The organism is Rhodococcus sp. (in: high G+C Gram-positive bacteria) (assembly GCF_049299235.1).
In the GTDB taxonomy this organism is placed as follows: domain Bacteria; phylum Actinomycetota; class Actinomycetes; order Mycobacteriales; family Mycobacteriaceae; genus Rhodococcus.
Window position 1 is genome coordinate 1 of record NZ_JBAQXC010000223.1, and the last position, 9,250, is coordinate 9,250.

The following is a 9,250-nucleotide window of genomic DNA, read 5'->3' on the forward strand; positions in this document are numbered from 1 at the left end:
GCGTTGCGGGCCGTGGACGGCATCGCCGCACACGGCCACGACCTGGACGCGTGGCTGTCCGCGCTCGGGATGCCCGTCTCCTGGCGGTGAGACCCCGCCCGGTCCGGTCACCCCGGCCAGTGTGCGGGTGAGGTCAGGGTCGCGGGCACCCGTGTCCGCCGATCGCCCCGGGCCGCGGCGAGCTGCGGTCCGGTGACGTACAGCGCCGACGACAGATCCGCATCGTCGAGCCGTGCGCCGCGCAGATCCGTGCCGAGCAGGTCGGTCGCGGTCAGATCGCAACCCCGCAGGTCCGCCCCGATGAGACACGCGGAACGCAGGTCGGCGCCGCACAGTCGGCGTGATCTCAGATCCGCTCCGGCCAGGTCCGCCCTGGGTGTGAGATCAGGATCGGGGCCGCGGCCGTCGGCGAAGTACGCGGCCCGCACCTCGGCGCTGACATCGACGAGGATCGCGGCGACCTGCGAGTGCAGCGTCTCCGTATCGATGGAAAGCAGCGCGGCCGCGTCACCGCACCCCTGTTCCGTGAGGTGGGCGGCGAGGTCACCGGCGGCCCGTGCGGTGTCCGGGTCGTAGGTGCGGTCCTGCGCCTCGTACAGGTGCCGGATCATCTCGTGCAGTTGCTTCACGATCGGAAAGACGGCGAACATCTGTCGCATCGTGCGCGGATCCGGGTGCGGTCCCGCCGCGCCGAACACGCGTTGCGAGACGACCTGTCCTGCGCCGAAGCAGTCGAAGGCCGCGCAACCTCGGAAGCCCCGGGCGAGGAGTCCGTCGTGGACGGTGCAGGAGTGGTCTGCGCCGAGATGCCGGCAGGGTGTTCCTGCCGGTTTGTCCTCGGCGAAGTCCGTGGATCGGGTGAAGCCGAAGGCGGCGCAACACAGCGCGAAACAACGGCTGCAGTCGGCGCGTAGATGCTCGCGCCCGGCGGGTGCGGAAAGGTGGGATGAGGTGGCCATGAGTGCTCCAAGGGTGAATCCGATATGTGTCAGGAGCCGGGAACCCGACATCGGGTTCCCACGATGGACACACGGAATCACCGTCCCGCGGACGCGGGACGCACGGCCACGACGGACGGCCTGGGTCACAGAGACGATATGCGAATCACTGCGCTCACTGTAGCGGCCGAGCCACGAACCCGGCCGGACGCCGCCTCTACGCGGACCAGCCGGTCTTCTCCGCCCATTCGTAGGCGCGGTGGTGGGCGCGGTCGAACCAGGGCGATTTCGCCGCATAATAGGCCGCCGCGGCCTCGTCGTCGGGCAGTCCTGCTGCCGCCGCGGCCGCCTCGCGTTTGAGCCCGGCGTATTCCGCCGCGACGTCGGGGTCGGCGCGCAACCAGTCCCGCAACAACAACGCGAACTGTTGTCCCGGCCAGCCGTCGATACGCACGTGGACATGCACCGGCCGACCCGGGTCGGCGCCGCCGTGCAGACGCATCGCCCACACCGCCGGATCGGCTTCGCCGCCGGCGCTGTACACCGGCTTGGGGTCTTCGTTCTCGACGTGCTCGATCCGAGGGAAACCGGCCGCTGCGAGCGGTTCGGTCAGGCTGTCGGCGGCGGTGAGGTCGGGGACGGTGATCTGTAGGTCGACGACGTCGACGGCGTCGAGGCCGGGAACTGCGGTCGAACCGATGTGGTCGATGCGTGATGCGGCGCCTCCGGCGACGACGGCCAGGCGTGCGATCAGGCGCTGCGCCTGCTGTGACCAGTCCTCGCGCGCCGGGATCGGGTGCGGCCCGACCCGTACCGGGGTCCGGGTCCGCAGGTTCCGCTCGAACGGAGCCAGCCGATCCGCCCACAGGGACCGGACGGCCTGCACCAGCGTGGCCTCGTCGCCGTTGTTGTCGAGCCACACGTCGGCGACGGCGCGGCGTTCGTCGTCGCGGGCCTGCGCGGCGATGCGGGCACGGGCGTCCGCCTCCGGCATGCCGCGCAGTTCGACGAGCCGGCGGATCCGTTCGGCCTCGTCGGTGTGCACGATCGCGACGAGATGGAACACCGGCGCCATGCCGCCCTCGACGAGCAGCGGAATGTCTTGCACCACAATTGCGTCCGCAGGGGCTGAGGCAACGAGTTCGGCGGTGCGCTGCCCCACCCGCGGGTGCGTGATGGCGTTGAGGACGGCCCGCGCGTCGTCGCTGGCGAAGGCCTTCGCAGCGAGCGCCGGACGGTCGAGCGACCCGTCGGGCGACAGAATGTCGTCGCCGAACGCGTCGACGAGTTCGGCGAGCCCGTCGGAGCCGGGTTCGACGATCTCACGGGCAATGGCATCGGCGTCGACGAGCACCGCCCCCAATGCGACGAGCTCCTTCGAGACCGTCGACTTGCCCGCACCGATTCCTCCGGTCAACCCCAATCTCAGCACGCCGACAGTCTCGCATCCTCACCTCGACCCCGGAAAGCCGACTGCCGCCCGGGGCCGACGGTTCCTCATGCGGCGACGTCGACGACGGCCATGTCTCACCGGTCGGCTGCTGCGGACTGGGCTATCCGGGTCGGGACCACACGACGTTGGGGCGAGTCCGGGCCCTGCGCGACCAGCGCGGCATGTGTGGGTGGATCGGAGGGTACGTGCGCGGGGCGTCGACGTTCGAATTCCGCGCGTAGCACCGGCACGACCTCGCGACCGAGGATCTCGATCTGGTCGAGCACGATGTCGAGCGGCAGGCCCGCGTGATCTATCAGGAACAGTTGCCGCTGGTAGTCACCCGCGTAGTCGGCGAAACCGAGGGTGCGTTCGATCACCTGCTCGGGGGTTCCGACGGTGAGCGGTGTCGACGCCGAAAACTCTTCGAGGGACGGTCCGTGCCCGTAGACCGGCGCGTTGTCGAAGTACGGCCGGAACCGGCGGACGGCCTCCTTCTCGGTGGTGTCCATGAAGACGTGACCGCCGAGTCCGACGACGGCTTGGTCGGCTGCGCCGTGGCCGTACTGCTCGTACCGGGCGCGGTACAGGTCGATCATCTGCTGGACGTGTTCCTTGTTCCAGAAGATGTTGTTGTGGAAGAAGCCGTCGCCGTAGAACGCGGCCTGCTCGGCGATTTCCGGGGATCGGATCGAGCCGTGCCAGACGAACGGTGGGGTGCCGTCGAGTGGTGCCGGCGTCGAGGTGTATCCGCGCAGCGGGGTGCGGAACTGCCCCTCCCAGTCGACGACGGGTTCGCGCCACAGGCGTCGGAGCAGATGGTAGTTCTCGATCGCGAGCGGAATACCCTGCCGGATGTCCTTGCCGAACCAGGGATAGACCGGGCCGGTGTTGCCGCGCCCCAGCATCAGGTCGACGCGGCCACCCGACAGGTGCTGCAGCATCGCGAAGTCCTCGGCGATCTTGACCGGATCGTTCGTGGTGATGAGGGTCGTCGCGGTCGACAGCTGCAACGTCGAGGTCTTCGCGGCGATCCAGCCGAGCATCGTGGTCGGCGAGGACGGCACGAAGGGCGGGTTGTGGTGCTCACCGGTCGCGAAAACGTCGAGTCCGGCCTTCTCGGCCGCGAGGGCGATCCGCGTCATCGCGGTGATGCGTTCGTGCTCGGTCGGAGTACGGCCAGTGGTGGGGTCGGGGGTCAGGTCGCCGATGGTGAAGATGCCGAATTGCACTGCTGATACCTCCGCATTTATTTGAGTAGTCAACTACTTTAACGATGGAGGGACCTCGATATTCCCGGTTTCGCCAGCCATCGGATCCGACAGGCCCACCCGGGTCATCGTGCGCCGCCTTATCGATCACAGCGCGATCACAACGCGATCACAACGGGGTCGCAACTCGATCCGAAGGCGAAACACACCCTCTCACCTGCGGCGGAATGTCACAGTTCCCGGCGGGACGTCCGCTATCGTCGGTGCGAACCATTCGACCACCGATCCCGACATCCGAGAAGGCAGGCTATGCAATCCTCTCAACAACTGCCCGCCTCTCAACCACTGCCCGCCTCTCAACCACTGCCCGGTCGGCATCGCCTCGGCATGGAAAACGGTGTGCATTGCATCCTCATCCCCGAGGTTGCCGCTGCCCTCACCGCGCACCGTCGCACGTGGTTCACCATGCTGCTCACCAACGCCCGGCACAGCCGGGCCTCGATCCGCAAGCGCGCCGCAGCACTGCCCACCCAGTGGGCCACTCCGGCCGTGAACTGACAGTCGAGAGTCCGGTCCGACCGGAGGCGGATCCACCCGGCACAGACGGCCGCCCGAATACCGATCGGCTCCATGAACGCGAGTGGCCCCGCACCATGATCGGTGCGGGGCCACTCGGGCAATCTAGATGTCAGGCGTTGCCGGACAGCTTCTCACGCAGCGCAGCGAGCTGGGCGTCGCTGGCGAGCGAACCGCCAGCCTGCTCCGACACGGTCTCCGCGCCGGACTCGGACGAGTAGTTGGAGGACGAGACGCCGGCCTCGGCCTCGGCAGCCTCGTCGGCGGCCATCTTCTCGATCTGAGCGGTGTGCATCTTGTGACGACGCTCGGCCTCCGCGTAGCGGGACTCCCACTCTTCACGCTGCTTCTCGAAGCCCTCGAGCCATTCGTTGGTCTCGGGATCGAAGCCCTCGGGGAAGATGTAGTTGCCCTGGTCGTCGTAGCTGTCGGCCATGCCGTACTTCGACGGATCGAACTCGGCGGTGTAGTCCTCGTTGGCCTGCTTCAGCGACAGCGAGATGCGGCGACGCTCCAGGTCGATGTCGATGACCTTGACCATCGCATCGTCGCCGACGGACACGACCTGGTCCGGAACCTCCACGTGGCGCTCGGCCAGCTCGGAGATGTGCACCAGGCCCTCGATGCCCTCCTCGACGCGGACGAACGCGCCGAACGGAACGAGCTTGGTGACCTTGCCCGGCACGATCTGACCGATCGCGTGGGTGCGGGCGAACTGACGCCACGGGTCTTCCTGGGTGGCCTTGAGCGACAGGGACACGCGCTCGCGGTCCAGGTCGACGTCGAGAACCTCGACGGTGACCTCGTTGCCGACCTCGACAACCTCGGACGGGTGGTCGATGTGCTTCCAGGACAGCTCGGAGACGTGCACGAGGCCGTCGACACCGCCGAGATCGACGAACGCGCCGAAGTTGACGATGGAGGACACGAAGCCCTTGCGGACCTGGCCCTTCTGCAGCTGATGCAGGAACTCGCTGCGAACCTCGGACTGGGTCTGCTCGAGCCACGCGCGGCGCGACAGAACGACGTTGTTGCGGTTCTTGTCGAGCTCGATGATCTTGGCCTCGATCTCCTTGCCGACATACGGCTGGAGGTCGCGGACGCGACGCATCTCGACGAGCGACGCGGGCAGGAAGCCACGCAGGCCGATGTCGAGGATCAGGCCGCCCTTGACGACCTCGACGACGGTGCCCTTGACGGCCTCGTCCTTCTCCTTGAGCTCCTCGATCGTGCCCCACGCGCGCTCGTACTGCGCACGCTTCTTGGACAGGATCAGGCGACCTTCCTTGTCCTCCTTGGTGAGAACCAAGGCCTCGACCTCATCGCCCACCGACACGACCTCGTTGGGGTCGACATCGTGCTTGATGGAGAGTTCGCGGGACGGGATGACGCCTTCGGTCTTGTAACCGATGTCGAGCAGCACCTCGTCGCGATCGACCTTGACGATGGTGCCTTCGACGATGTCGCCATCGTTGAAGTACTTGATCGTGGCGTCGATGGCGGCGAGGAAATCCTCGGCGGAGCCGATATCGTTGACGGCTACCTGCGGCGAGGTGACGGTGGTGGAGGCCATGTGTTGAGTTGCTCCGGACGGGTTGATAGTCGGTTGGTTAAAGTTCGGTCGGGCAAGACGGATCGCACAGCGATGTGAACGACACGCAGATTCCGCCGCGGGCACCTGCCCATCGAACTGCGAAGATCGAACAGCGGGCACTCGCGTGGTCAAGGCTACGCGCACGGGCGCTACCCCGGCAAACCCGGTCGTCGGTGCGCCCGAACTCCACACCGCCCCCGAGTGGCCGGTCGCGACCACGTCAGCTCAGTGGGGCGGCGCCACGCTGCTCGAGCAGCAGGGTCATCAACCCCGCCTCCTTGCTCTGCTCCTGCATCGTTCCGCGCGCGAACTGCGCGACGGTACCTCCGGCGAGTCGACCGGTGGCGGCTCGTGCCATCGCGACGGCCCCCGCATGGTGCCGCTGCATCAACTGCAGGAAGAGGACCTCCGCGTCCCGGCCGCGCGCGGCAGACAAGGCGTCGAGTTCGTCGAGTGTGGCCATTCCCGGCATGAGGGTGCCGACCTGGTCGGCGGTCCCGCCGTGCGTGTGGCCGCCGTCCCACTGCATCGGATGCGGATTGGTGGGCGGTGCCTGCGCGAGAGCAAGCCAGCCGAGCATCGTGCCGAGCTCGTAGCGCTGCGTCCGATCGATCGTGTGGGCCAGCGTGGCGACGGCGGGATCGACGTCCGGCGACAACCGCGCGGACATCTGCAGTGCCTGCTGGTGGTGCGCCGCCATGTCCTGAACGAATCCGATCTCCACCGCACCGAGGACCGGCGTCGCGGGCTGCGGTGTCTCGGGAATCACGAGTGGTCGCAGTGCGGCGCCGACCACCAGCAGAAACACCACGACCGCGGCCGCGGCGAGGCCGCGCATCGCGGTGCCTGCGTTCATGACCCGATCGTGGATTGCTGGTTCGCGGGCGGGGTGTACACGTCGTCGCTCAAGCGCAGTGTCATGAATCCGTTGTCCGAGCAACTGACCCACAGTTCGTTGCCGCGCCATTCCGGCGGTGAGAAGCACCAATCGGTGGACAGGTCGCCACCGACGAGCATGCCACTGCGCGAGGACTGCGCCTGAGCGGGATCGAACTGCCCGCCGATCGCGGCCTGCAGTGCCGCCGGCCCGCTGAGCAGCGGAAACCCGAACAGTGAGGCCCACGCGTGCGACGAGTTCGGACGTTCGAGGTTCCGGTCGGTCATCGCGGGTGGGTTGTAGTACGCGATCTCCCGCACCTCGAACGGATCGCTGACGTCGAACACCCGGACACCCGAGGACGTCCATCCGCAGGCCAGCGCGGTCGGGTCCACGGGACGGTCCGCGGCGCAGTAGTGCGACTCGTACGCGAATGCCGAACCGCCCGTCCCCGACGCGATCTGACTGTCGATGTTCTCCGGCAGGTTGATCTCGAGCTTGATCGAGTTCACGATGGCCGGTCGGGTGTCGTCGGCGATGTCGATGAGTTTGACCCCGCCCGAACCGCCTTCGTCGACGGTGAACAGGTACGGGTGGTCGCCGTAGGTGACCGGGATGCTGTGCTGTGTGGCCCAACCGTCGGTCCACGACATGGTGGAAACCTGCGGTACCTGCGGGTTGACGTCGCGACGTTGGACCGCACTGGTGTCGAACACTGTGAGGCCACCGAAGTTGTTCGACAGGTACAGGCGGTTGCCGTCCGGGCTGATCCCGAATCCGTGCCCGGACATCCCCATCCACCCCTGCCAGATCACCCTCGGGTTCGCGGGGTCGGCCAGGTCGATCGCACTGAGCACGCCTTCGTTGCCCGTCGACCAGTACGTCTGCCCGTCGGGTGAGAATCCGCCTTCGTGCGCGGTGATCGGCAGCGGCATCCGCAGGTCGGTGCCCGCCCCCTGGTTGAGCAGACGCGGATGGGCGCAGTCCGAGATGTCGTACACCGACAGCAGGCCACCCCCGAAGTTCAGGGGAACCCCGGTACCGACGAGGAGTTTCCGGCCCGGATGAACCTTGAGGCTCTCCCACGTTCCGGCGACCATCGCCGGTTCGGTCAGGCGCACGGTCGGCACCGGGTTCGCCGGATCGGAGGCATCGACGACCTGCACGCCGGTGGACGGACCGACGAGGCTCGCCGGGAACAGGCTGCCCAGGTAGGCGCAGTGGTCGTAGCTCGCCGAGACGATGCCGGCGCCGTCACCGGCGAATCCACCGATCCGGTCGATGTTGCAGTCGTAGCCGTGCGTGCTGCGGCCGTTGTCGCGGTCTGCGGCGGGCACGTCCCCCTGAAGTCCCGATTCCGGATTCGACCCCGGAGCGCACTCGGCGGGCGTGGCCGCGGTTGTTCCGACGGCACCGGACGCACGCACGACCCCGGACAGGGCCGGTGCCGGCGGTCCGGCCGTGGCGACTCCCATCGGTAGCGCGAGCGCCAGTGCGGCGACGAGTGCCGCGCGGCGGCCTCGGACCCTTGTTCCCCACGTCATGACCGTTCCCCCCGACCGTTCCGCGCCGGGCGCGGACTGCCCGGATCGAGACGAAAGTGTGCGTGTCGTCACTACCTTAGGTCAATGTCGATACGGTCACATCGCGGCGATTCGGCCTGACCCGGCACCCGCCCCGGTTCCGATTGCCCGAGCCCTAGGCTGTAACCATGCCCGACGCCGCCTTCCCGTCCGACGATCGTCACGCGACCGCGAATGCCCTGCTCGGTACGTCGAAGGCGGGCAGAGCGCGGGTGGGTTCGCGTGAGAGTGAACGCGCGAGCCGAGCGTGGTGGGATGCCGACGCCGACGACTATCACCGCACCCACGGCGAATTCCTCGGCGTGGACTCCACCGACGGCGAGTTCGTGTGGTGCCCGGAGGGACTGCACGAGGGCGACGTGCGTCTGCTCGGTGATATCGCCGGGAAGGACGTGCTCGAGATCGGGTGCGGTTCGGCGCCCTGTGCGCGTTGGCTCGCCGGGCAGGGCGCCCGGGCCGTCGGCCTGGATGTGTCGATCGGGATGCTTGCTCGCGGGGCGGCAGCGATGGAACGCGGTGGGCCGCGGGTGCCGCTCGTGCAGGCCGGCGCCGAGGAGTTACCGTTCCCGGACGCACGCTTCGACGTGGTGTGTTCGGCGTTCGGCGCGGTGCCGTTCGTGTCCGATTCGGCGCGGGTGATGAGTGAGGTCGCGCGGGTGTTGCGACCGGGCGGACGATGGGTGTTCGCAGTGAACCATCCGATGCGGTGGATCTTCCCGGACGATCCGGGTGAGCGCGGATTGGTGGCGATGTTCCCGTATTTCGATCGCACCCCGTATGTGGAGGTCGACGACGACGGGGTCCCGACATACGTCGAGCATCACCGCACCGTCGGTGACCGACTCCGCGAACTCGTCGCGGCGGGTTTCGAGGTGTACGACATCGTCGAGCCGGAGTGGCCCGAGCATCTGGATCGCGAGTGGGGTCAGTGGAGTCCGCTGCGCGGTGCAATCTTCCCGGGTACCGCGATCTTCTGCAGCCGTAAGTGATGGACCGTGTGCCTTTTGGGCCCCTCCAGGGGCCCAAAAGGCACACCGTC

The 9,250-nt window shown here is 67.8% G+C and carries 8 protein-coding genes; 2 read left to right on the forward strand and 6 right to left on the reverse strand.

Features of this window, described 5'->3' with window-relative positions:
- Positions 1-107: 107 nt before the first annotated feature.
- From WAX14_RS12875 to WAX14_RS12885, 3 genes are all read right to left on the reverse strand, one after another.
- Positions 108-959 (reverse strand): pentapeptide repeat-containing protein, encoded by an 852-nt coding sequence (locus WAX14_RS12875; RefSeq protein WP_422628452.1) that lies wholly within the window; start codon positions 957-959, stop codon positions 108-110.
- Positions 960-1,155: 196 nt separating this feature from the next.
- Entirely contained in the window at positions 1,156-2,370 is a 1,215-nt protein-coding gene (gene coaE, locus WAX14_RS12880; protein ID WP_422628453.1) for a dephospho-CoA kinase, read from the reverse strand.
- A gap of 95 nt (positions 2,371-2,465) precedes the next feature.
- Positions 2,466-3,602, reverse strand: coding sequence for an LLM class flavin-dependent oxidoreductase (locus WAX14_RS12885; RefSeq protein WP_422628454.1), 1,137 nt, complete (start codon positions 3,600-3,602; stop codon positions 2,466-2,468).
- Positions 3,603-3,890: 288 nt separating this feature from the next.
- On the opposite strand from WAX14_RS12885, the gene WAX14_RS12890 reads away from it, so the two are divergent.
- Entirely contained in the window at positions 3,891-4,139 is a 249-nt protein-coding gene (locus WAX14_RS12890; RefSeq protein ID WP_422628459.1) for a hypothetical protein, read from the forward strand.
- Between the two features lie 130 nt (positions 4,140-4,269).
- Here the strand turns inward: WAX14_RS12890 and rpsA are convergent, their stop codons facing one another.
- The 3 genes from rpsA to WAX14_RS12905 all read right to left on the reverse strand — a co-directional run bounded on the left by rpsA (position 4,270) and on the right by WAX14_RS12905 (position 8,172).
- On the reverse strand, positions 4,270-5,730 hold the full coding sequence (gene rpsA, locus WAX14_RS12895; RefSeq protein WP_422628455.1) for a 30S ribosomal protein S1: 1,461 nt from the start codon (positions 5,728-5,730) through the stop codon (positions 4,270-4,272).
- Positions 5,731-5,971: 241 nt separating this feature from the next.
- Positions 5,972-6,607: a DUF305 domain-containing protein gene (locus WAX14_RS12900; RefSeq protein WP_422628456.1), complete on the reverse strand. Its 636-nt coding sequence runs from the start codon at positions 6,605-6,607 to the stop codon at positions 5,972-5,974.
- The gene (locus WAX14_RS12905; protein ID WP_422628457.1) at positions 6,604-8,172 is read right to left on the reverse strand and encodes an LVIVD repeat-containing protein; all 1,569 of its coding nucleotides are present in this window, start codon (positions 8,170-8,172) and stop codon (positions 6,604-6,606) included. Before WAX14_RS12905 ends, WAX14_RS12900 begins: the two co-directional genes overlap by 4 nt.
- 167 nt (positions 8,173-8,339) lie before the next feature.
- Here WAX14_RS12905 and WAX14_RS12910 point away from each other — a divergent pair, with 167 nt between their 5' ends.
- Positions 8,340-9,200: a class I SAM-dependent methyltransferase gene (locus WAX14_RS12910; protein ID WP_422628458.1), complete on the forward strand. Its 861-nt coding sequence runs from the start codon at positions 8,340-8,342 to the stop codon at positions 9,198-9,200.
- The last annotated feature ends 50 nt before the right edge of the window (positions 9,201-9,250 follow it).